Source organism: Rothia sp. HMSC069C04 (genome assembly GCF_001812895.1).
In the GTDB taxonomy this organism is placed as follows: domain Bacteria; phylum Actinomycetota; class Actinomycetes; order Actinomycetales; family Micrococcaceae; genus Rothia.
Genome location: NZ_KV810762.1, coordinates 221,979 through 246,789, shown reverse-complemented (window position 1 = coordinate 246,789; position 24,811 = coordinate 221,979). Strand labels below are relative to the sequence as shown.

Genomic DNA, 24,811 nt, shown 5'->3' with positions numbered 1-24,811 from the left:
CGGGGCAGGTGGTGCGGTGTCGTGCAGTGACCTTGTACCTCCACAATAGGGGGAGGGTTTAGGGTAGCTGAGATTTTTTGATTTACCCCGGGGTAAGCGAAAAATTATCGGACTGGGTGCGGGGGAAAGGGAGTATATTCTTTGAATTCCTGCGGGAGGGCGCTTTATAGCAGTCTCCAGAAGCCACATGTGTTTCGAAAAGCCACCAAACATGTTGCTTTTCGAAACACATGTGGCTTCTCGGCGGAGAAAGAGAGGGGGGGAGACGACCAACCCGGCAATCGAACTTCCGGCCAGCAGGGATAATAGATAATTAGACACTTACATTGAGGACATCTGGGGTCCACCCCCGGTGACGTTGAAAGGCACAATAATGGCGAAAGCGCCTGTATCTCAGGGGTCGGGTGCCCCTACTACTCCGGCTGAGTTGGCGGAGATGCTGTGGAAGTCCGCGGACATTCTGCGCGGTTCGATGGAGCCTGGTGGTTACCGCGACTTCATGCTGGGCCTGATCTTCTTGAAGTACATTGGTGACACCTTCGATAAGGCCCGTGAGGATGTTTACCGCATGCTGACTGTGGAGGATGGTCTGAGTGGCGAGGACCTGGCGGAGGAGTTGGAGTACCCGCCTTACTACCATGCTCGTCATGCGTTCTATGTGCCGGTCGGCGCCCGCTGGTCTGACCTGGTGCAGCAGGCAAAGGGTGACCGTGTGGGTGAGTTGGTTGATGAAGCTATGGACGAGATTATGGCTCAGAACCCTCCGCTGCGTGGTGCGCTGGAGCCCATGTATGCGAGTGAGAAGGTGGAACAGCGCACCTTGGCGCAGGTGATTGACTTGCTGTCGAACGCAAATTTTGCGGCGGTGCGTGACGGTGAGCATTCTTCATCGAAGGATGTTCTGGGCTTCGTGTATGAGTATTTCTTGGGTAAGTTTGCTCGTGCTCAGGGTCAGAAGGGCGGCGAGTTCTACACCCCGACGACCGTGGTGAATACTCTGGTGGGTATGATTCAGCCGACGAGTGGCCGCGTGTATGATCCGTGCTGTGGTTCGGGTGGCATGTTTGTGCAGTCGAATAATTTTGTGCACCGTGCCGGCGGCGCGTTTGATGACCGCAGCAAGGGTGACCAGCGTGTGCTCGCTTATGGTCAGGAGCGTAACCAGGCGACCTGGCGTTTGGCGCGCCTGAATCTGGCGATTCACGGTATTGATGGTTCGGTGGGTGACCGCTGGCGGGATACGTTCGTTGAGGATTCGCACCCGGGTGAGCGTTTTGATTATGTGTTGACGAACCCGCCGTTCAACATTAAGGAGTGGCATCGGGTTGAGGATGACCCGCGCTGGGTGTTTGGCGTTCCCCCGAAGAATAACGCGAATTTTGCGTGGATGCAGCATGTGTGGTCGAAGCTGGATGTTAAGGGTTCGGCTGCTGTGGTGATGGCGAATGGCTCGTTGACTGCTGATACGGGTGGTCAGGGCGGTATTCGTCGCGCCATGGTTGAGGGCGATGCGGTGGCTGCTGTGTTGGTGTTGCCGCCGAATATGTTTACGACGACGAGCTCCCCGGCGTGTGTGTGGTTGTTGTCGAAGGATAAGTCTGCCGGTGTGAATGGTTCTGTGGACCGTTCGGGCCAGATCTTGTTTATGGATGCCCGTTCGATGGGCCATATGGTGTCTCGTACTGAGCGTGTGTTCTCTGAGGAGGATATCGCGAAGATTGCGAATACGTGGTGTGCGTGGCGCGGTATGCCGTCGATGTATCATGCGGATGGTTCGCTGGTGAAGGCTGGCGAGGAGCCGACTGCTGGCGTGTATGAGGATGAGGCTGGGTTCTGCTTCTCGGCGTCGCTTGAGGATGTGCGGGAGCAGGATTTTGTGCTGACTCCGGGCCGCTACGTGGGTAGCGCTGTGTCTGAGGGTGAGAGCGCCCAGGAGCTGGATGCGCGTATTGCCGGTTTGCGTGAGCAGCTGCTGGATCAGTTCGCTGAGTCGGAGCGTTTGGGCGCGGTCGTGCGTGAGCAGCTGGCCTCGCTGGACCTTGAGGGCGGTGAGCTGTAGTGGCTGTACTGTCGGATGCTCAGCGTGATGCGGGGTGGACTATCGCTAAGCTGGGGGATATAACGACAAAGATTGGATCTGGTTCTACTCCAAGAGGCGGTAAATCATCGTATGTTGATGAAGGCCCCATGGTTATTCGTTCGCAGAATGTTCTTGATAATGAACTGGACCTGTCTGACGTTGCGCATGTGCCGGAAGAATTGACAGCAAAGCTAAAGAGCGTTCTCGTTCAAAAGGGAGATACTCTTTTGAATATCACTGGTAGTGGCAATACTACTATCGGTCGTTCGGCTTTAGTTAATGAAGATTTGGGGGAGGCATACGTTAATCAGCATGTATGCATTATTCGCCCTAACAAATCCCTGGTGAATGAAATATTTCTGCAAAAATCAATTTTTGCATTTAAGGATGAGCTTCTGGGGCTTAGTTATGGTTCGACTCGTGATGCCTTGACTAAGGGAATTATTGAGAGTTTTGAGATTCCGCTTCCCCCTTTGAAGGAGCAGGAGCGGATTGCCGGGATTTTGGGCTCGCTCGACGACAAAATCGAAGCAAACACCCGCCTCATCCAGACACTAGATTCCTTGGGGGAGGCAGCAACCCGTAAGTATCTAAAGTCAGTTCAAAAAACTCAGAAACTTAATGACATTGCTCATATAGTTATGGGTCAATCTCCGAAGGGAGAGACTCTAAACACTGAGGGTTCTGGAGTTCTCTTTTTCCAAGGTAAAAAAGATTTTGGATTCAGGTACCCCACACCGCGCACATATACAACTGCTGCAACTCGAATGGCAGAACCGCTGGATATTCTGTTCAGTGTTCGTGCTCCGATTGGTGCTCTTAATCGTTCGGTTGAAGCATGTTGTGTTGGGCGAGGTCTGGCAGCTATTCGCTCATCGTGTGGCCAGGAAAATACTCTTTTCTACACTCTGAAAACTAATCCTAATCTCTGGGAGAAATTCGAGGGTGAAGGAACAATTTTTAGTGCCATTAATAAAAAGGGTCTCTCCGAGCTGGATATACCGTTCAGTGAGACTGCTATTTCTAACGGCGTAGAAGATTTTCTAACAAGTGTTGAACAAGAGATTTTCTCTCTTGAACAAGAGAACCTTCAGCTTGCTGAAACCCGTGACGCTCTCATTAAGCGCCTCATTGGCTAGACGCTAGGGGAGCGTCGCATCCGCCCTGCCCGGTTGGTTCACACCGACCGGGCAGGGCGTGCCATCCCGCTACCACGCAATCACCTACTTCACGACCGCCTCAGCAAAGGAGCTACCATGGCAACCACCAACCGCCCCGTCTACCGGCCCAACAACTCCACCTACAGCGCCCTAGCTGAACTCGTCGCACCCTACAGCCTCTCACGCATCCAGCTCACCGAAGCCGTCGGTATCGCCACCAAACCCACCGTCAACACCTGGGTCAAACAGTGCTGCCCCAACCTCCCGCAGGGCGCCCCCGTGCCCCTCGCGCCCATCCTGCGCTACCTGCACGAGACGCACCTTCCCGACCCCAAAAAGTGGCCCGGCAGCTACCCCTACGACCGGTACATCCTCGAAAACATCACCGCGCGCATGCTTGCCCGCGTCGTAGCCGCCACTTTCAGCACCGATCACCCGTACAGCAGCAACTACCGCGAACTCCTCGCACTCATCGCAACCCTCGTGCTCCTCGCACGCTCCTGGGAAGGGTCCGAAGAAACCTTCCTCACCCTGCTCAACCCCGAGCCCACCGCAGACACCGAAGAAGAACTGCAGCAGTCCATCGAATCTGCATCCGAAGCCCTGCGCCCCATCCTCACCGAACTGCTCGTACCCGCACTCCGCGCCGCCCGAGGCACCTTCACCGCGAACGAAGCGCAGCTCCTCACCAGCTACGCGCTCGCCGCCGGATACTACGCAGGCGCCCACCCGCACGAAACCCTCAACAGCATCCACACATCACTCGCCGCCGCAGACCGCACCAACGCCCTGCCCGACGCCGAGCTCATCCGCTACGTAGCCGACTTCCTCAACGCCGGCTCCTACACCACCCACCACGACCTCGCCTTCGGCGGTAGCGAACCCGACCGGCGTAACCTCATCCTGCACGGAGTATACGGTAGCTACGAAACTGCCGCGCACCTCGTCGCCTACCTGCCCCAGGCCCACCAGGCAGTCGCCTTCAGCGCCACCGGTGGTAACGGTACCGGCGCCCTGACGGATGAACGCCGACCCGACTTTATCCTCTACCTCTGCTACCTGCTTCTTACCGACGAGGACTCCGCCGAACAGCAAGCCGCAGACCTCTACCACGCCGAACGCTGGGCCGAACAACAGAGCCGCGCCACCGGCGGGAAAACCACCAGCAGCACGGTGCAGGAAAAGGCCCCCAACCCCGCAGCAACCCTGCCTGAGGCGGCTGCCAACCACCTCATCATCCTGCCGCTCGACACCCCCTCGGGCACCCCTGACAACCTCGCCGAACAGCAAGAGGAAGCCTGGGCCGCCCTCGAGAACCTCGCCTACACCGTTGACGAAGGCATCGGTACGGACGGGGCCATTACCTACCCGGTGCGCGCCGGCGAATATCTTGCCGTCCTCGCACCCCTGGACGTACTCGCAGGCTTCGGTCGCCACCTCAAAGCCGCACACCGCGGCGAAGAAACCCGCCAAGACAAGCTCGTCGACGACTTCCTCACCGCCATCACCGTGCAGCCCGGCAACCACGGCATGCGCCTACGCGCCGTCATCGACCTCGGCCCCGAACACCTCAAAGTCAACACCAAAACCCGCCTCGGCCTGGGCCTCTTCAGCATCTTCGCGCCCGGCAGCAAGCCCCAGGGATCCGTCTACCTAGGCTCCCTCGACGACGAGAAACTCTACACCCTCGCCGAACCCTCCAATACGCCGGTGCTGACTCCAGTCGCCGAACTCGTCGCAAATACCGCCCGCGGCTACCTCGAACGCGGCGAAATCGGCTCCGAAGACATCATTCGCGGCGTCATCGTAGCCTCCGACGCGCTCAAAAACGCCTCCTTCGACGAGCTGCACATCAACCCGGTCTCCAACAACACCCCCGAAGAAAGCCTCAGCCTACTCACCAGCCTCACCCGAGACCTACCCGCCCTCCTCGAAACTCTCCCCACTAGCCTGCCCGTAAGCGTGCCGCACCTTCGCACCCCCGAAGACGAACGGTCCATTCCGCACGGCGAAGAATACGACATCACCATCAACCAGCTCATCAAAACCGAGAAAGTACTCACCAAAATCACCGGCCGCCAGGTCGACGGTGCACGCTACGGCGACGTTGAAAACAACAGGAAGCGCATCCGTGTTCTCGACGCGCACGCCCTTGGCCACTACGCACGCTACGGTGTGCTGCCTGCTGAGAGCCACTACCTGCGTGCCCTCGACCTGACCGAAGGCACCCAGCTCACTCGGGCCAACGACATTGTCATCTACCCCGCCTACGACCAGGCCTACGGCGGACCCGCCGTCTACCTGAGCGAACACGGGGGAGAGGTCATCGGCCAGGGCATGACCGTGCTCCGATTCCGCCACTACACCCCCGACCGCTCCAACCTGCAGGTCACCAGCGAATACGTTCAGCGGGCCCAGCTACTCGCGCACCTTCTGCGAGCGCTCCTCAACGGCCTAGCCGAAGGAACCGCCCTCCGGATCAGTACCCACCTGGCACCCGAAAAGCGTAAGACCAGCACGGATATTAGGGGCTGGGAGAAGCAGCCGCTGCCCCATATTGACGGTCTGGCGTGGAACAACAATGACCTCGAATGGTTCAGTGAAAAGCCTGAGACTGACAGTGCTGAAGCCGGAAACTCCGAGGCTGAGGGTGACGCACCCGAAAACGCGGACGCATACGTCACCCACCCCGTTGCACGCTACCTCACTCAGGAACTCAACGCCTTCGACGAGGTGGAAGCCGCCCTGGCTGAAGCCTTGCAGCATGTGCGTGCCGTCCGTGGACGTTACGAACGGGACCTCATGGCTAATCGCCTAGACCTTCGCTCCACCTGGGAGGCCGATGCTGAGCGGAAACGCCTTGAGGCAGAAGAAGCTGCGCGAATCCGACAAGCCCTGAAAGCTCTGGCGGCTGAAATGGCCACTTCAGAAGAATCCACTCCAGGAGAATCCGACGAGGAACAGCCCCACTAACTGCCCGGATACTCCCCTCAACAGTGCGCCCCGGGGTAATCAACCCAGCACCTCAGCGCGTTCGCTTACCCCGGGGTAAAACACAATAACGACATTCCCCCTCGTCATCAGGCATTCTAGAGATATACAACGCCGCACAGCTCACCACAGAAAATGAGCAACCGGCACACAGGCAAAGTATTCACACAACATGCAAGGTGCAAGACACCAGCAACGAAAGGAGCCACCGTGGCTGAAAAGAACTGGGAACTGAGCGTCCTCTCTGAACTCGCAGATAAGGGCTGGGAGCTAACCAACGGATCCGGTATTCAGGCAGACACCACCTACGAAGAGCGCGTACGGGCAACCCGCGTTCCGGACTCGATTCTGCCCAACTACAAGGCGTTCCGTCACGGCCGTGAATCCCGTGAATCCCTCATCATCCCCGGCGAGGTCAAGGAAGCCCTGCGCCGCCTCAACCCGGACGCCACCGAAGACCACGTGCAGAAGGCCTACACCACCCTGACTCGCCGCCGCAGCGCCAACATTATGGCTGAGAACAAAGAAGCTCTCGGCTACATGAGCGCCGGCATCCCCGTGGAAATGAAGGCACCCGACGGCACCCTGCGCACCCGCAACCTGCAGGTCATATCCGCAGACCCCGCCCAGAACACCTACCTGGCGGCGCAGCAGGTCACCGTCTTCTCCAGCGGACGCACCTACCGCCTGGACGTGGTGCTCTACTGCAACGGCCTGCCCGTAGGCATCATCGAGCTCAAAGATCAGGACAAGAAGCTCACCGAAGCCTACAACCAGATGAACACCTACCAGCGTGAAATCCCGCAGGCATTCATCTACAACATCGTCACCATCATGGGGCAGGCCGACCACGCACGCTACGGCACCATCGGCACCCCGCTCTCGCACACCGCCCAGTGGAACTACAACGCCGAAGGTGCAGAAACCCCCAACGGTACCTACCACGACGATAACGGCCAGCACAGCACCCCGCTCAACCGCATCATCCAGGCCTTCGGAACCCCCGAAATTCTGCTCGACATGATGCGCCACTTCACCCTCTTCGTAGGCACCGGCAGCGAAGAAGGCAGCAAGTCCTACGTCAAGATCCTCGCCAAGGCACACCAGTACTACGCCGTCCGCGAGGCACTCGACCGCGCCGTGAAGACCCACACCGGCAGGGGACAGGTAGGCGTCGTCTGGCACACCCAGGGCTCCGGCAAGTCCTACTCCATGCTGTTCTTCGCCCGCGCCGCCATGCGTGAAAAGGCGCTGCACAACCCCACCATCGTCGTGGTCACCGACCGCACCGACCTGGACAGCCAGCTCTACACGACCTTCCTGAACGCCAAGGACATGCTCCCCGAGGAACCCGTCCAGTTCGATTCGCGCCGTGAACTGAAGAACCGCCTGAACGACATCCAGTCCGGAGGTATCTTCTTCACAACCTTGCAGAAGTTCGGCATGGAAGACCCCGACGAGAAGTTCCCGCAGCTCTCCGACCGCTCGAACATCATCGTCATGGTGGACGAGGCACACCGCTCCCACTACGACACCCTGGAAGGATACGCACACAACCTCAACACCGCCCTGCCCAACGCCAAGTACATCGCGTTCACCGGCACCCCCATCGACAACAAGACCGGTAACACCACCGCAGTCTTCGGCGACTACATTCACACCTACGGCTTCGACCGCGCCATTGAAGAAGGCGCAACTGTCCCGCTGCTCTACCAGCCGCGCCACATTAAGATGGCAACCACTGAAGGCAGCGAAGAAATCGGCCAGTCCATTGAGGAGCTGACTGATGCGCTGGAACTCGAAATGGCCAATAAGACCAAGCTTGAGCAGACCCAGATTATGAAGCTGCTGGCCTCTGACGAGCGTCTGGACGAGGTCGCGAAGAACATTGTCGAGCACTGGGAAGAACGCCGCGAGCTCATGCGTGAAGAAATGAGCGGCGGCATCGGCAAGGCCATGGTGGTTACCTCCGGTCGTGAGCACGCCGTGCGACTCTTCCACAAAATCATCGAGAAGCGTCCCGACTGGGCCCCCGAAGGCCCCGAAGACATCAACGGTGGCCGCGTGCAGGTGCTGATTTCCGGTACCACGAGCGACACGGAGGAGCTCGCACCCTTCCGCCGCAACAAGGCCGATTCCCGTGCGGTTGAGCGTCGCATCAAGGATCCCGAAAACCAGTTGGAAATCATTGTGGTGGCCGATCGTCTGCTCACCGGCTTTGACGCCCCCGTACTGCACACCATGTACATGGACCGTCTGCAGAAGGAACACAACCTGATGCAGACCATCGCCCGCATCAACCGCACCTACAAGGAAAAGCAGTCCGGTCTGATTGTTGGCTTCCTGCCCTTGCACACCAACCTGCGCAAGGCCCTGAAGCAGTACGCCACCGGTGGTGAAGAGGTCAACTTCAACCCCGTAACCCGCGGCGAGAAGCTGCTGGAAGACTTCAAGACCTCCTACGCGCAGCTCACCGAATACCTGGGCATCGACTGGTACGCCATGGCTGAAAGCCGCGGAAATGGCGTAGACCCGCGGGAATACGAACGCATGCTGACCCTGGTACAGAGCAAGATCCTGGGTTACGAGCAGGACGCGGAACGCGCACCTCATGGTGATGCACCGCAGGTCTCTAAGCTCCTGAGCCACATCATCGACCTGTACCGACAGCTCATTCCCCTCAAGGACAAGGAGGAAGTATCTAAGGCCCTGACCCCGGCCATGATTGCGCGACTCGAATTCCTGCGTGAAGTACACAAGGGCGTGAAGAACCGCCGCCTGACCAACCGAGCCTTCGAACAGACCATCAGCGCTGAAGAAATCAAGAAGCAGATGGAACGCCTGTTCAACGAGGCCGTGGAGACCGGTGGCACCAACATCATCACGGTGAATGCCAACGGTGAGAGCGCTATCGACCTGCGTCAGCTGACCGATTCGGCAATCGAGCAGCTGTCCGGCACGGATGCGGCCGCTCTGGTAGCTCAGAACGCCGCCGACCTGGTGACCATGCAGATTCAGAACTCCCTGGAAGGCCAGCAGGCACGAGTCGTCTACTTCATGAAGCGTCTGGAAGAGCTGCTCAAGCGCTACAACGCCTTTGAGAATAAGAGCAGCAAGGAGCTTGAAGAGCTACTGCTCGCTGTTCGCTCGCTGGCTACCGAGGCTGAGAATGACGCCGAACGTGGCCGCCGCCTGGGCCTGTCTGCTCGCGAGGTGCGAGTCTACGACGAGCTGTGCGCAATCGACATTCTGACTCAGGTACTCACTGAGGAGGAGCTTGTCATGTTGGCTCGCCAGCTGAAGGACTCCGTTGCGGATGCTGCGGCTCTGGATGCGGCGGATAACACCGGCAAGGCTAAGCTGAAGGTGCAGATTCGCGGTAAGCTGTTGCGTTTCCGCCCGGTGATTGAGCGCGTCGGCGCTGTGTTTACGGATGTTGTGGATGAGGTTGCCGGCCACCTAGGAGATCTGAACTTCTAATTAATCGCCGAGAAGCCACATGTGTTTCGAAAAGCCACCAAAGACGTGGCTTCTCGAAACACATGTGGCTTTTCGCGGTTAGTGGGCGGGTAATGACGACGGGCAGCACACGATGCGGGGCTCTGGGATATTCTGAAACTAGAAGATGCGTAGCGAGAAAAAGTGCCGACCCCTCAGGCGGTCCCGAGCATCGCACACCATACAACCCAATTCACCCCGAACCTCAGTGAAGGAGCTACCATGGCAGCCACCCACCTCCCCGGAACTCTTCCCGACCCCAACTACCAGCCCACCTACCGTTCCAACGGCGCGGGCGACGACCTCGCCGCACTCGTTGCACCGTACAGCCTCTCGCGCGTCCAGCTCGCTGAGGCTACCGGTATCGCTGACGAGGCTACCGTGAACAGCTGGGTTGAGCAGTGCTGCCCCGAACTCGCGGCGGATGCTCCCGCGCCCCTCGAACCCGTGCTGCGATACCTGGACGAAACCTACCTTCCCGACCCCGCAAACTGGCCCGGCGATAACGCCTACGACGAGTACATCCTCGAGAACATTGCCGCGCGCATGCTCGCCCGCGTTGTTGCTAACACTTTCGCCGCTGACCGTTCCGGCGACTACCGTGAACTTCTCGCACTCGTTGCAACCCTTGTGCTGATTGCCCGCTACTGGGAGGGCACCGATGAGGCTTTCCTGACCCTGCTCAACGCCGAGCCCACCGCGGAGGCGGAAGAGTCCCTGCAGGAGGCTATCGCGAACGCCCCCGAGTCCCTGCACCCGCTCCTGGCCGAGCTTCTGCTGCCCGCCCTGCGTGAGGCGCGCGGCACCTTCACCGCCGCCGAGGCGCAGCTACTCACCGGCTACGTTCTTGCCGCCGGATACTACGCGGGTGAGCACCCCTACGAGACTCTGAATGGCATCCACGTTGCGTTCGATGCGGATGACCTCACCCTGCCCGATGCTGAGCTGATGAGCCGTGTTGAGGACGTCCTCAAGGCTAACTTTTCCGCCGCTCGCGCGGAATCTGGTACTGCTGACGAGAACCAGGAGCCGCACCACGTCACCCTGCCCGGCGACCAGGACGGTTACGAAACCGCCGCGCACCTGATTGCCGCCCTGCCTCAGGCACACGACGTTATCGCTTTCAGCGCCCACCCCGGCGAAGGAACCAGCGCGCTCGCCGACGACCGCCGCGCCGCCTTCACCCTGTACCTGTGCTATCTGCTCCTCGGTGATGACGAGTCTTCGGAGCAACGCGCCGCTGAGCTGTACCGCGCCAGCTGCGAGAACTAGCTAGATGCTGAAAAGCCACATGTGTTTCGAAAAGCCACGTTTTTGGTGGCTTCTCGAAACACATGTGGCTTCTCGCGGTTAACGGTGGTTGTTAGTGTGGCGTGATGGTTGGCCGCCTACACCGCTTGCCTACACAGCTACGGGCTGTTCCGCGCGAATCGCGCTGTAGGTAGCGTCGCTGACGGTCACGCCGTACTGGTTGGAGGCGAGCCGCAGGATCTCCTCAACGGTGTAGATGCGGAACACGCCGCCTCCGGTTGCCTTAGTGTATTCACGCAGCAGCTGGCGGTTCGCGAGCTGACGCACGTGTTCGCCGCCCGATGCGGCGCGTACCTGCTGACCGTTGCGCAGCCAGGTGTCGCGCACACCACCGGTGACGAAGACGCAGTCGGTGCCTTTCACGCGGGTGGTTGCTTCGGCAACGCACTGGTTCCAGAGCGCGAAGTCGGCGTCAAAGCTGGCGTTAGCGAGCAACGGGTGGCCCTGTGCGAGGGCTTCGCGGCACTGCTGTTCGTGGCGTTCGGGGCTGGGTGCCGCACCCACGTGGCCGGTGAAGATGCGGTTCAGTCGCGGCAGGATCGTGTCGTCTTCGCGGCGTGCCATGTTGATGGATCCGGTGTCGGTGGTGGGTTCAAGGATCTTCATGATCTGCGCGATGGAGTGGTCCAGCTGGTGCGTGACTGAACGCAGTGCGCTCCAGGGGGAGTTGCGTTCTTCGGGCAGGGTTTCTTTGAAGGATGCGAGCGCTGAGCGGACGCGGTCTGCGGCGGCGGGTACGGGGGAGGCGCCGTCGAGTGCTGCCCAGAATTCTTTGAGTGCCTGGTGGGGGAGGAAAGCGTGTCCGCGCAGCTGCGAGTAGACGCGGAGGATTTCGTCGCTGATGTGGGTTGGGTAGTTGTAGAGGCTTGCAAGCGCGGTGGAGTCGAAGGCGATGAGAATTCCGGGGTGAATGGAAGTCAGCGGGGCGCGATCGAGTTCCTTGTACTCGACGAAGTCTGAGTACAGGGTGCGTGCTTGACGGGTGATTGACATGAATCCCCTCCGGGTATCGAGTATGGGTGGTCAAATGTGAGTGCCGGAGAAGTCGAGGAGAATACCTATTTCAGTGTATCGGCCTTCTGCGGCGCGTGATGGGGTTTCGATATAAATATTTTGTTTATTACTTTTGTGTCTAACCCGAGGGGGTGTTAGTGCATGTCAGAGTCATTTTCGGGTCCATGTTTTAGGTGTGAATTTCGCCGCGTGACCTCTGCATTGTGCGGTTTTGTTTTCACAGTCATGAGCAGTATAGAACAAAAATGTGCATTAATATGCAAAATCTGATGGAGGGTCACAAAATGGCGTCAGAAAACTTTTTCAACATGCACATAGGACGCATATAACACACCTGGGACAAGGCGAGAAAGTAGATGAACATTTATTCCCTCCTGTAGACTTTAAGTGATTCAAATTTGATAAAGGAGAAGAGTAATGTCAGAGCTGACCACTCAAAACCAGGCGGAGGAGCAGGGTCCCGCTCGCACCGTCGTCGTGGCTGAAGATGAGGCATTGATTCGCCTCGACATCGTCGAAATTCTGAAGGACCAGGGTTTCGATGTTGTTGCAGAAACCGATAACGGCAAGACCGCTGTCGAGCTAGCGCAGAAGCACCGCCCCGACCTCGTCCTCATGGATGTGAAGATGCCGATTATGGACGGCATCACCGCAGCCGAAGAAATCGCGAAGGAGCAGATTGCTCCCGTCGTTCTGCTGACTGCATTCAGCCAGAAGGAACTCGTTGACCGTGCCGTTGAGGCAGGCGCTATGGCGTACGTCGTCAAGCCGTTCTCCCCGAACGATCTGGTTCCCGCCATTGAGGTGGCAATTAGCCGCTACGAGCAGATTCGCGCTCTCGAGAAGGAAGTGGGCACCATCCGCGACCAGTTCGAGACCCGCAAGCTCGTTGACCGCGCAAAGTCGCTGCTCATCACCAAGATGAACCTGACCGAGCCGGAAGCATTCCGCTGGATTCAGAAGACCTCCATGGACCGCCGCCTGTCCATGCGCGAAGTTTCTGACACCATCATCAAGCAGCTCTCCTAAGCACAAGACGTGCAAAGTACGTGACAGTACAGGTACGAATGCACGCTACGGCGAAGACTAGGAATCGTCGATGAGCACACACGGCTGGTGCAGTGATGAACCAGCACCTTTATTCATGACACACAAACGCCCCACCCCTCACGATGAAGCTGAGGGACGGGGCGTTCGTGTTTAACGGTTCGCGTGTATAACGGCTCGCGGGTGTGCGTTGTAAACCGGGCGCTTAGCGCGGGCGGGAACCCGGCGCTACACGGAACTTAACGCAGGTAGCGGTTCAAATCGTCTTCGTCATTGTTCGGGCCGCTGATGGGGCGGTCCGTGGGGGAGCCAGCCCAGAGCATGCCGCCGGTACCGAGCATCACGCCCAGCCACCAGAAGCTGCCGGGGTTATTAATTGCGGTGACCAGGCACACCAGCATCACACCGATTGCGATGGGCAGGACAATGCGCTTAGCGCGCACAATCTTCGGGTAACGCTTGAAATAGGGGGTGCGCTCGCGGGCCATGGTGCTCCTTCTGGTCGTACCTTCTGGTGGGGTGTTGGCGGGGTGCCGTGTACCCCGTGCTTCTACGATTTTAGGCTACTTGCTGAAGTTGTAGGACGTTAGGCGGTGGGGCGGGGGATCAGCATATTGGTGATGCGTGCGGTGCAGGTGGTGCGGCCGCGCTCATCCACAATGTCGATGGAGTGGATGCACAGGGTGCGTCCGAGCTTGACGGCGGTGCAGGTTGCGGTGACCACGCCGGAGACTGCCGGGCGCACGTGGGTTGCGTTGATGTCCACGCCGACTGCTACGAGGTTTTCGCCGCCGTGCACGCCCGCGGAGAGCGATCCGAGGGTCTCGGCGAGGACCACGTTGGCGCCGCCGTGCAGCAGGCCGATGGGCTGGGTGTTGCCGGCGACGGGCATGGTTGCGACGGTGCGTTCTGCGGTGAGTTCCTGGAACTTAATGCCCATGGCGGGGATGAGCTCGCCTAGGCCGCGGGGGAAGTAGGGGTGCAGGTGCTCGGGGATGCCGCTTTCGGTCAGCTGCGCCTTGATTTCTTCTGCGGTGAGGGTGGTGGGTGCTGCCGCGCGGACGGGTGCGTGCTGTGTGTTGTTTTCAGTCATGACTTCCAGTGTACTCCTTGGTTTTTGTTGCTTTGGGTGGGATAGCTTTTCGCGAGTGCTTCCGGGTACGGGTCAGCCCCGCCTCCTGAACTCAGGAGACGGGGCTGAAAAACGCTATGTAAGCGGATGAGGATTAGGCGGAAATAGCTTCTGCCTTTTCGATGTCCTCGTCGCGGATTTCCTTATCGGGGTTCGCTCCGATTGCCTTGGAGATACGCTCGGTCAGGGCCGCGATGGTCGCGTCACCGGTCACGTTGGTTGCGGTGCCGAAGGAGTCCTGAGCCAGGTACAGGGCAATCATCAGGGCAATCATGGAGGCATCGAAACCAAGCATGGACTGCAGCAGACCGATTGCGGTCATCACGCCACCGCCGGGAACGCCGGGAGCGGCAACCATCATCACGCCGAGCACCAGAATCATGGGGATCAGGCTACCGAAGTCGGGGTGCTGACCGGTCATGAACAGCACTGCCACCGAGCAGGAGGTAATGGTAATCATGGAGCCGGAGAGGTGAATGGTCGCGCACAGCGGAATCGCGAAGTCCACCACGCGGGGGGAGATGCCAGCCTTCTTCGCCGAACGCACGGTCACCGGGATGGTCGCAGCCGAAGACTGGGTACCGATTGCGGTGAAGTATGCCGGGAGCATGGTCTTGAGCATCTGGATGGGGTTGCGGCGAGAAATCGCGCCAGCCACCGAGTACTGCAGCGCCAGGGTGACCCAATGCAGAATAATCACCATGACGAACACAAGACCGAAGACGGAGAGAATCTTCGCCACCTGACCGGCGAGGGTCATGTTTGCGAACACGCCCACAATGTGCACCGGCAGCAGGGGGATAATCACGTAGCCGAGCATCTTCTCAACGATGACCTGGAAGTCCTCGAAGAGGTTCAGCATCGCACGGGTCTTCAGTGCGGTAATACCCAGGCCCAGGATGAAGGAGAGAATCAGTGCGCTCAGCACGCCCATAATCGGGGTCAGCTCGAAGGAGATGTAACCCTTGGACAGTGCGTTCTCGGGGTTATCGAAGGAAGCGAGCTGCTGACCCTTCAGGATGATGGGGTAGAGCAGCAGTGCGCAGGTCAGTGCCAGGAAGCCAGCAAGGATGCTGGAGATGTACGCCAGACCCACGGTGATGCCGAGCATCTTGCCCGCACCCTGCGCGAGGGAACCAATGCCGGGCACGATGAAGCCGATAATAATCAGCGGAATCGCGAAGCTCAGGAAGGCACTGAATACGGTAGAGAAGGAGACGAAGAGCTGCACGATGAGGTCGGTGGGGATGGCTGCGCCGGTTGCGTCATTGATGCCGCTAATCATTCCGGGGGTCAGCATGCCGATAAGCACACCCGATGCAATCGCGATGATAATCCACGCGAGGAGGGGGAGTTTTTTGAGTACCTTCATGGGTTCCTAAATGAGGGTTCGTTGTGTGTTAAGCGCGGGATGTGCCCTCACGGTCCGGTGAATCCTGCCGGTGAATTCTGGGTAGAGTTCTGCCTATGAATACACGGGGTGTGGGGGTTTCCTACGCTGGAGGCGATAATAAGGTTATATATTATCTGGAAACCGTATTATTATCCACCCTACATAGTGGCTTGGGGCACAATTTTTGGGAGAAAAACTCACCAAACGCACCCCACCGGCACCTACATATGAGGTAAAACTCTTTCCACACACCCCGTTATTCCGCTATATGGCACAGCGCCGGTACCCAACACAGCGCCAGCACCCAACACAGCGCGGGTGCCTCCCCACAGGGCTCTAACCCGTAACCACCGAAACTAGCCCCCCAACCCAGCCGTCACCAAGCCAACCACCAAGAAAACCCAGACTCGATACACTAGAGGAGTGACTACAGAGAACAAAACCCTCCTGCTCATTGACGGACACTCCCTCGCCCTACGCTCCTTCTTCGGCATCTACACCATGGCCGAAAAGACCGGACAGCACATCTTCGTGCGCAGCGACGGCCAGCACACCGAAGCCGTCCATGCCTTCCTCTCCACCCTGCTGAGCATCATCAAAGACAACCAGCCCAGCCACATCGCCGTAGCCTTCGACCTGCCCGGCGGCACCTTCCGCACCGCCGAATACGGCGAATACAAGGGCGGCCGCAACGCCATCCCCGAAGCCTTCAACGGCCAGATCGACCTCATCAAAAAGATGCTCGGCGCGCTCAACATCCCCGCGCTCACCTACGAAAACTACGAAGCCGACGACATCGTCGCAACCCTCACCCGCCGCGGCACCGAAGCCGGCTACAAGGTCCTCATCCTCTCCGGCGACCGCGACATCTTCCAGCTCGTCACCGACGACGTCACCCTGCTCTACCCGGTCACCACCGGCCCCTCCAAGGGTATTCAGCGCATGGACCCCGCCGCCGTCGAAAAGAAAACCAAAGTACCCCCGCACATGTACCCCGACCTGGCCGCCCTCACCGGCGAGCAGGCGGACAACCTGCCCGGCGTACCCGGCGTAGGCCCCGGCTTCGCCGCCAAATGGCTCGGCGAATACGGCTCCCTCGACGCCGTCATCGAAAACAGCGACAAAATCGGCGGCAAGAAGGGCGAAGCACTACGCGAAAACATCGACAACGTAGTACGCAACCGTCGCCTCAACCAGCTCGTCAACGACCTCGACCTGAACGTCACCCTCGAAGACACCGAATTCACCCCCGACCTGGATGCACTCAACACCTTCTTCGACGAGGTGGAGTTCCGCACCATCCGCAAGCGTGCCGCCGACACCCTCGGCCCCATCGTGCGCGCCGCTGGATCCGCAGGCTCTGCAAGCTCCGCCGCAGAAGCAGGGGAGGAGGGTGCCATCAAGAAGGCGCCCACCGGCCCCGTCTACGCACCCATTGCCACCAGCGCACCCACCAAAAACGCAGACGCAACAGCATTCCGCGCCTTCTGCGCCGCCGCAGCCGAAGAAAACTACGGCAATGACGAACAGGGTGCGCCCATCGCCGTACCCGAACGCCTCGAAGGCGCCGTGACCCTCTACCCGGTCACCAACCTGCCCGTAGCGCGCCCCGCCATCGGCGACGCACCCGCCGTCAAGGTCACCAAAACCAAGATCCGCGCTGCCGAAGAAAACCCCGAACTGCTCGGCGTGCTCCTCACCAGCAAGAACACCAGCCTCTGGATCGACACCCGCACCATCGACCCGGAACTCGACGCCGCCCTCGCCGCCTGGCTCTCCGACGAAGCAGCCCGCAAAATCGTCATGGACCTCAAGGTTCAGCGCAAGCTCCTGCGCGCCTACGGCTACGAACTCGCCGGCGCCGTCGAAGACCCCGCCCTGTCCTCCTACATGTGCGGCTTCATCCCCACCGCAACCCGCAAACTCTTCTCCGAACGCATGGAAGACCTCGCTGAACGCTACCTCTGGATCCCCAAGGACCCCTACGCGCAGCTCGTCTTCCAACCCGAAGAAGAAGAGGCAGAACCCTCCCTCTTCAGCATGCCCGGCGAAGCCGAACCCGTCGAAAACCTGCGCTACTTCACGCAGATCAGCCGCATCATCCACGAACTCGCACGCCTGCTGCACTTCGAAATGGAAGAGCACGGCCAGCTCAAAGTCTACGAAGAAATCGAACTGCCGCTACTTTACGTCCTCGCAGACATGGAGCAGGCAGGCATCGCCGTCTCCGACGCGCTCCTTGCCGAACTGCACGACACCTTCTCCGCACGCGCTAACCAGGCGCAGGACGCCGCACGCACCATCATCGGCGACACCGTCCAAACCGACGACGGCGAAGAACCCCTCAACCTCGCCTCCGTCAAACAGCTGCAGACCGTGCTCTTCGACAAGCTCGCCCTGCCGCACACCCGCAAAATCAAATCCGGCTACTCCACCGACGCCGAATCCGTCACCGAACTGCTCACCAAAATCTCCCCGGAGTCCGACGGTGCCGCATTCCTCGGTGCGCTCGCCGCCTACCGCGACAACATCAAGCTCGTACAGACCGTCGAAGGCCTGCAGAAAGCAGCCGCCGACGACGGACGCGTGCACACCACCTTCCAGCAGGGTGCCGCCGCCACCGGCCGCCTCTCCTCGACCGCGCCGAACCTGCAGAACATCCCGATCCGCACCGAAGAAGGCCGCCGCATCCGTGGCGCATTCATCGTCGCGCCCGCACCCGTCGATGGTGTGGAGTACGAGGGTCTGCTCACCGCCGACTACTCGCAGATCGAAATGCGCATCATGGTGCACCTCGCCGCCGACGAGAAGCTCATCGCAGCCTACGAAGCGGGGGAGGACCTGCACCGTTACGTCGGCTCCGAAGTCTTCGGCGTCGCCCCCGAAGAAGTCACCCCCGAGCAGCGCTCCAAGGTCAAGGCAATGTCCTACGGCCTGGCATACGGCCTGTCCCGCTTCGGCCTCGCCAAGCAGCTGAACATCAGCTCCGATGAAGCAGGCGAACTGCGCACCAACTACTTCAAGCGCTTCGGACGCGTGGGACGATTCCTGCGCGGCGTGCTCAAGCAGGCACACCAGGACGGCTACACCGAAACCATTTTCGGCCGCCGCCGCGTGCTGCCCGACCTGGACTCGCCCAACCGTGTACGCCGAGAAGCCGCCGAACGTGCCGCCCTCAACGCCCCGATTCAGGGCACCGCCGCGGACATCATCAAGATCGCCATGATCAACATTCACCGCCGCCTGCGCGAAGAGGGTCTGAAGACCCGCATGCTACTGCAGGTGCACGACGAAATCATCCTCGAAGTCGCCACCGGTGAGCGTGAAGCCGCCGAACGCGTGCTCGTCGAGGAGATGAGCGGTGCCGCCTCCCTGCGTGTTCCTCTGGATGTTCAGGTCGGCTGGGGTAAGTCCTGGCAGGAGGCGGGCCACTAGGCGCGTTTCTTCCCTTTGGCTCCGCTTGGAAAGACGGTGCTCAGCTTTGCTCCGCTTGGAAAGACGGTTATCGTCCTCGTTCCTACAGGGGCACCCGCCCTCGCTTCGCTTCGGGCACCCTGATGTCACTACGGACGATACCGCCTTTCCGCGCTGGGGGTAGCAGGTCACCGAGCGGGTGCGGCCGCGTTTTCCGGGTAGCTGCTCAGCGAGCCGCTCTTGGCCCCGCTACCGGAGCGTGCCGGTGCACCTTCCGGAAGCGACATCAGGGTACCCTCTCGGGTGCTCTCCGCAGCGAAGCAAGGAAGAGCGGAGCACCCGAGAGGGTGGGTTCCCCTGTAGGAGCGTAGGAAGGTGCGCACCGGTCGCATCCTTGGGTGGGGAGAGGAACGAGGACGGGCGCCGTCCCCTCCGCAAACCACAACGTAAACCACAAGTTCAAAACCGCAAATAAGTACGGGAATCCCGGGCGCGTAACCATTGACGACACGCCCGGGATTCCCGTACACTATTAATCGCGTGTACCAACGTACGGGTTTTCTATGCTCTTTTTTCTCCTTAAGAAAACGGGGAGAAAACGGGCACAGACCGCTCGCACACCCTGCTGAGAGCATCTGCTTCCGGTGGGTGGTACACATTGTAAGTATCCGTCAGCTCGACGTTTCCTCACCCCGTTCAAAGGCGTTAGCGGCCCTATGCCGTGCGCGCCGGGGTGAAAAAGTGAGCCGGTCGGCGCCTCCACTCGGGGGTGTTGAACGGCGAACCGGCAGCGTCGACCTATTAGAAATCCAATTGGAGCCCTCACTACATGAGCACCAACATCCCTCAGGTCGCAATCAACGACATCGGCGACGAGCAGGCATTCCTCGAGGCAGTCGAGAAGACCATCAAGGTCTTCAACGACGGCGATCTCGTCTCCGGCCAGGTCGTTAAGATCGACCACGATGAGGTTCTGCTCGACATCGGTTACAAGACCGAAGGCGTCATCCCCTCCCGCGAGCTGTCCATCAAGCACGACATCGACCCCTCTGAGGTTGTCGAGCTCGGCTCCGAGGTTGAGGCACTCGTCCTCACCAAGGAGGACAAGGAAGGTCGCCTGATCCTCTCCAAGAAGCGCGCACAGTACGAGCGTGCATGGGGCGACATCGAGAAGGTCAAGGAAAACGACGGCGTCGTTACCGGTACCGTTATCGAGGTTGTCAAGGGTGGCCTTATCCTCGACATCGGTCTGCGTGGCTTCCTGCCCGCATCCCTCGTTGAGATGCGCCGCGTCCGCGACCTCGCACCTTACATCGGTCAGCAGATCGAAGCTAAGATCATCGAGCTGGACAAGAACCGCAACAACGTTGTTCTGTCCCGCCGTGCATACCTGGAGGAGACTCAGTCCGCTGTTCGCTCCTCCTTCCTCAACGAGCTGGAGAAGGGTCAGGTCCGCGAGGGCGTTGTCTCCTCCATCGTCAACTTCGGTGCATTCGTGGACCTGGGTGGCGTGGACGGTCTGGTTCACGTTTCCGAGCTGTCCTGGAAGCACATCGACCACCCGTCCGAGGTTGTCGAGGTTGGCCAGCCCGTTACCGTCGAGGTTCTCGAGGTGGACCTGGACCGCGAGCGCGTGTCCCTGTCCCTCAAGGCAACCCAGGAAGATCCGTGGCAGGCATTTGCTCGCACCCACGCTCTGGGTCAGATCGTTCCCGGCAAGGTCACCAAGCTCGTTCCCTTCGGTGCATTCGTGCGCGTTGAGGACGGCATCGAGGGCCTCGTCCACATCTCCGAGCTGGCAACCCGCCACGTTGACCTGGCTGAGCAGGTCGTCTCCGTTGGTGAAGAGGTCTTCGTTAAGATCATCGACATCGACATGGACCGCCGCCGCATCTCCCTGTCCCTCAAGCAGGCAAACGAGGGCGTTGACCCCAACGCTACCGAGTTTGACCCCGCTCTGTACGGCATGGCTGCAGAGTACGACGAGGCTGGCAACTACAAGTACCCCGAGGGCTTCGACCCCGAGGCTAACGAGTGGCTGGAAGGCTTCGACGCACAGCGCGAGGCTTGGGAAGCACAGTACGCAGAGGCACAGGCTCGCTTCGAGGCTCACAAGGTTCAGGTTGCTAAGGCTCTCGAGGCTGACGCAGAGGCTGCAGCAGCAGCTCCCGCAGCAGCTGAGCCCGCACCGACCTCTTACTCCTCCGAGGAGCCCGCTTCCGCAGGTACCCTCGCATCGGATGAGGCACTGGCTGAGCTCCGCAAGAAGCTGACCGGCAACTAATCTGCCGCTCAGATGAGCACTCATCAGGCGTAATAGCCGATAGGTAACCCCGCGTGGGGTGCCTAGAGCAGAGGAACCCCCTCATCTCCCGTTTGGGAGGGGAGGGGGTTCTTTGCGTTATTGGGGGTTTAGGTGAGTCAGGGTTGGGGGCGTTGGGATCCGGAGTACGCGCCCGGTGTTGCTATGCCCGCTGTTGCTGTGCCCCGTGTTGCTGGGGAGGATCTTAGGCGGCGGTCATCTGCTCCCAGACGGCGCGCACCTGCTCGGCGGTTTCCTCCAGCGAGCCGCCGTTATCGATAATCCAGGTTGCGACCGCCTCACGCTGCTCGTCGGTTGCCTGCGCGGCGATGCGGGCGCGTGCATCCTCCTCACTCATGCCGCGCGAAGATACGAGGCGCTGCAGGCGAGTCGCCAGGGGAGTACGCACCACGACCACGCCCTCAAAGGCGGACGGGTCGCCGGTCTCCACGAGCAGGGGAATATCCTCCAGCACCACGCCGCTGAACCCGGGTTCGGCCTGCGCCTGCTCCACCAGTTGCGCGGCACGCTCACGAATAGCGGGATGCACAATCGCGTTCAGACGCAGGCGCGCCTGCTCATCATTGAACACGATACGCGCCAGGGCGGGGCGGTTGAGGCGGCCGTCCTCATCGAGCAGATGCTCGCCGAACTCCGCGACCGTGCGGGCGAGCACCGCCTCGCCGGGCTCCATGAGGGATCGGGAGATGGCGTCCGCATCCACCAGGAATGCGCCCTGCTCCACGAAGAGGGCGGCGATGGTGCTCTTGCCACTGCCGATACCGCCGGTGAGGGCGTAACGGTGCAGCGTGGTAGAAGCGGGGGAAGAAGGCTGGGACATGGACGGTGCTCCTGACGGGCTGTGCCACAATAGATAGGTACTGATTAGAGGAGGACACATGCAGGAAGAAACTCGCGCCAACCGATACCTTGTGCCGCGCGGCGATGAGCCCTATGAGAGCCTCCTCGAAATTAAGCGTAGCGAATTTATTGGTCACATCAAACGCGTGAGCACCGTTGAGGAGGCGCGCGCCTACATTGAGTCAGTGCGCAAGACCTACCACGATGCCCGCCACGTGTGTTCAGCGTTCATTATTGGTGCTGACCGCGATATTCAGCGTTCCTCCGATGATGGTGAGCCCGCCGGTACCGCCGGTGTGCCGATGATGCAGGCGCTGCTGGCGCGTCAGACCCGCGAGGACGGCACCACCGACCTGTCGGATGTGGTTGCGGTGGTCGTGCGCTATTTCGGTGGCATTAAGCTTGGCGCGGGCGGTTTGGTGCGCGCCTACACTGATTCGGTGGTGCAGACCCTGGATGGTGCGCTATTCGATTCGCGTGAGCGTCTGCGTGTGGGTCAGGTGCCCAGTTCGCATGCGGATGCTGGCCGCCTGGAGAACGAGATTCGTGCCGCCGGTCTGAATGTGCTGGGTACCGAGTACGGTGCGGAGGGTGCCACGATTTCCTTGGGCGTGTTTGACCGCTCGGAGGAGCTGGCGCGTGCCGAGGAGCTGGTGGTGAGCCTGAGTTCCGGTGCGGCGAGTGTGACCTGGGGGGACACGCAGTGGGTGGATTTGCCGGTCTAGGTTACCGCTCCCTATATTCTCGGTCTTAGATTTCCGGTCCCAGATTTTCGGGCTAGAGCGCCTGCCTAAAGCCCCCAAAACCCAAAAGATAGTCCAACCTTAGTTAATAGTTACTCTAACCCTAGTAATTGCCCGCTAAAGCTGATAGCCTAAAAAGCGTTGCGGAACGCACACGCCCCTCCACGGCACGGGCAACGGGTTCGTCACCAGCGGTAACCCAGCCCGGCGCCTCCACGAGGCAACGCGTGCGCCCGCACCGACGGGCAGGGCTCAACGCTGACATCTCAGCGCCGAGAACTGGGTACTATCTCAGCGCTGAGGTCCTGATGCTGACGTCTTGAAGCTATAGCTTAGTTGCTCAAGGAACGAGGCACAGCTGTATGCCGGTACTATACGATCCGGCAGACGGTAGTGTGTGCACGAACCATCTGCCGGTAGGCGCTGAGCCCCGCCCGTCACCTTACGAAGAATCAGCTAACGAACGCTCTGAAGAGCTCAAGGTCGTGAAAACGTGACGCAGTCGGGAACCTACTATCAACAAGTAGACGAACAAGCAGGCAAAAACTCATCAGAGCAGTCCGCGGGCAGCCGCGGCGGCACCGCAACTCTCAACCGCCAGGGAGCGCGCCTCCCCACGAGGGGCACCGTCGAGCAGCTTGAACCCGCCACCGTCGCCCAGCTGCTTAACGCCTATCGCCAGCAGAACCTCGGTACCCTACTGAGCGTGCTCACGCAGCGTCCGGCAGAATTTGCTCGCCAGCTTGGCAGGCTCTGCCGCGTCTTCCCCGAACATGTTCACGCTATCGCCCAGGCGTTCGGCGCCGTGGGTCGTGCCCTGCCCATTGACGAGCTGGTGCGCCTGCACAACCGCTACTCCAACGCCGCCCGCGGAGTTGGCGAACACCTCAGCCTGGACAACTCCGGCGTGGCGCACCTGGTTCAGAGCCCAGCACTGAGCCGTGAAGGTGCGGGCCACCTGCTCATGGCGGTTGAACTCTGCCTCGCCGGCAGGATGCGCGGGCTCACCATCGCCATGCCCTCCACCGAGGCGTTCACCCCGGCTGATCAGGCGCCGAGCCTCGGCTCCTGCAACCCCGCCCTGGACGGTGCCCTCAACGCTTTTGAACCGGCTGGCTGGGAGCCGTTCTCCCTGGACGGCAGCGAAGTGCTGCTCGCGACCGGTGTGCGCGATGTACCCGACGGCTACGAGCTGTCCCTCTGGCTGCTTGACGACGACTATCAGTGCCGCGCCCGCATTGAGCGCGGCGCCCCGCAGGTGTGCGTGGCAAGCTTCTACGATGAAGAAGTCATCACCCGCACCGTGGAAGAAACCGGGGCGGGCGAGGCCGGTCTGGTCGAAAACTACCGCGTGGAGGAGTACGCGGAACTGGACTTCCTCAACGCCATGGACCGGCAGGTACGCTACGTGGCGGTCACCGCCGCGGTGGGGGAGCCGCTGTTGTCTGTGCTGAACGAGAAGAGCGCGGTGCCGAATAGTATTCCCGACCCTGCCGCTTTTGCGAACGGTGCGAGCACCTCCCGGTTCGCGAGGAGTGCCCGCCCGGATATCCGCACCGCCGCCGTGGTCGGTAAGGGCCTGCGCACCATCAATCACCGCGGCATGCTGCCGGTGTTGGGCGTGCCGAACCGCACCGTGTGCGCGGTGATTGACCTGTATAAGCAGCGCATCTGCGTGCCGGGTGTGGGTATTCCGCGCGGGCTGAGCGTGGAGGATGAAGAGCGCACCATGCAGCTGATTTTGAGCGCCCTGAACGGGTACCTTCCGCTGACGAACCGGGCGCTGATGAGCCTCGCCGGAGCCACCGTGGAGGTGCGCTAACGCTGCGGTCAACTAGCACTGCAGTCATCTAACACTGCGGCAC

15 protein-coding genes are annotated in these 24,811 nt (G+C 60.2%); 10 read left to right on the top strand and 5 right to left on the bottom strand.

Going from position 1 to position 24,811, the window contains the following annotated elements; translation table 11 throughout:
• The first annotated feature begins 373 nt into the window (after positions 1–373).
• From HMPREF2879_RS08530 to HMPREF2879_RS08510, 5 genes are all read left to right on the top strand, one after another.
• Positions 374–2,059 (top strand): type I restriction-modification system subunit M, encoded by a 1,686-nt coding sequence (locus HMPREF2879_RS08530; RefSeq protein WP_070635293.1) that lies wholly within the window; start codon positions 374–376, stop codon positions 2,057–2,059.
• The gene (locus HMPREF2879_RS08525) at positions 2,059–3,219 is read left to right on the top strand and encodes a restriction endonuclease subunit S (protein WP_083309647.1); all 1,161 of its coding nucleotides are present in this window, start codon (positions 2,059–2,061) and stop codon (positions 3,217–3,219) included. Before HMPREF2879_RS08530 ends, HMPREF2879_RS08525 begins: the two co-directional genes overlap by 1 nt.
• Before the next feature lie 117 nt (positions 3,220–3,336).
• Entirely contained in the window at positions 3,337–6,213 is a 2,877-nt protein-coding gene (locus HMPREF2879_RS09370; protein ID WP_070635289.1) for a hypothetical protein, read from the top strand.
• A 228-nt stretch (positions 6,214–6,441) separates the two neighbouring features.
• Positions 6,442–9,711 carry a type I restriction endonuclease subunit R gene (locus HMPREF2879_RS08515; protein ID WP_070543087.1) on the top strand — a complete coding sequence of 1,090 codons (3,270 nt, stop codon included), beginning with the start codon at positions 6,442–6,444 and terminating at the stop codon, positions 9,709–9,711.
• A gap of 240 nt (positions 9,712–9,951) precedes the next feature.
• Positions 9,952–11,001: a glycosyltransferase gene (locus tag HMPREF2879_RS08510; protein ID WP_070635287.1), complete on the top strand. Its 1,050-nt coding sequence runs from the start codon at positions 9,952–9,954 to the stop codon at positions 10,999–11,001.
• A gap of 129 nt (positions 11,002–11,130) precedes the next feature.
• On the opposite strand, the gene HMPREF2879_RS08505 is transcribed toward HMPREF2879_RS08510, so the two are convergent.
• Positions 11,131–12,033, bottom strand: a complete 903-nt coding sequence (locus tag HMPREF2879_RS08505) for a PIN-like domain-containing protein (protein WP_070604757.1) — start codon at positions 12,031–12,033, stop codon at positions 11,131–11,133.
• 438 nt (positions 12,034–12,471) lie between these two features.
• Between HMPREF2879_RS08505 and HMPREF2879_RS08500 the strand changes: the two genes are divergently transcribed.
• Positions 12,472–13,083 carry an ANTAR domain-containing response regulator gene (locus HMPREF2879_RS08500; protein WP_005509159.1) on the top strand — a complete coding sequence of 204 codons (612 nt, stop codon included), beginning with the start codon at positions 12,472–12,474 and terminating at the stop codon, positions 13,081–13,083.
• A 257-nt stretch (positions 13,084–13,340) separates the two neighbouring features.
• On the opposite strand, the gene HMPREF2879_RS08495 is transcribed toward HMPREF2879_RS08500, so the two are convergent.
• From HMPREF2879_RS08495 to HMPREF2879_RS08485, 3 genes are all read right to left on the bottom strand, one after another.
• Positions 13,341–13,589, bottom strand: a complete 249-nt coding sequence (locus HMPREF2879_RS08495; RefSeq protein ID WP_005506231.1) for a hypothetical protein — start codon at positions 13,587–13,589, stop codon at positions 13,341–13,343.
• Between the two features lie 98 nt (positions 13,590–13,687).
• Positions 13,688–14,194, bottom strand: a complete 507-nt coding sequence (locus HMPREF2879_RS08490; RefSeq protein WP_049341349.1) for a PaaI family thioesterase — start codon at positions 14,192–14,194, stop codon at positions 13,688–13,690.
• A gap of 133 nt (positions 14,195–14,327) precedes the next feature.
• The gene (locus HMPREF2879_RS08485) at positions 14,328–15,605 is read right to left on the bottom strand and encodes a dicarboxylate/amino acid:cation symporter (RefSeq protein WP_070594092.1); all 1,278 of its coding nucleotides are present in this window, start codon (positions 15,603–15,605) and stop codon (positions 14,328–14,330) included.
• A 444-nt stretch (positions 15,606–16,049) separates the two neighbouring features.
• Between HMPREF2879_RS08485 and polA the strand changes: the two genes are divergently transcribed.
• Entirely contained in the window at positions 16,050–19,061 is a 3,012-nt protein-coding gene (gene polA, locus HMPREF2879_RS08480; protein WP_070594093.1) for a DNA polymerase I, read from the top strand.
• A gap of 808 nt (positions 19,062–19,869) precedes the next feature.
• Positions 19,870–21,324: a 30S ribosomal protein S1 gene (rpsA, locus tag HMPREF2879_RS08475; RefSeq protein ID WP_005506223.1), complete on the top strand. Its 1,455-nt coding sequence runs from the start codon at positions 19,870–19,872 to the stop codon at positions 21,322–21,324.
• 223 nt (positions 21,325–21,547) lie between these two features.
• Here the strand turns inward: rpsA and coaE are convergent, their stop codons facing one another.
• On the bottom strand, positions 21,548–22,183 hold the full coding sequence (gene coaE / locus HMPREF2879_RS08470) for a dephospho-CoA kinase (RefSeq protein WP_070635285.1): 636 nt from the start codon (positions 22,181–22,183) through the stop codon (positions 21,548–21,550).
• Positions 22,184–22,241: 58 nt separating this feature from the next.
• On the opposite strand from coaE, the gene HMPREF2879_RS08465 reads away from it, so the two are divergent.
• Together HMPREF2879_RS08465 and HMPREF2879_RS08460 are read left to right on the top strand one after the other, a co-directional pair.
• Complete coding sequence (locus tag HMPREF2879_RS08465) at positions 22,242–22,928, top strand: IMPACT family protein (RefSeq protein WP_049353142.1); 687 nt, start codon at positions 22,242–22,244, stop codon at positions 22,926–22,928.
• Between the two features lie 511 nt (positions 22,929–23,439).
• Positions 23,440–24,768 (top strand): 2-oxoglutarate dehydrogenase, encoded by a 1,329-nt coding sequence (locus HMPREF2879_RS08460; protein ID WP_070635283.1) that lies wholly within the window; start codon positions 23,440–23,442, stop codon positions 24,766–24,768.
• Positions 24,769–24,811 lie beyond the last annotated feature (43 nt).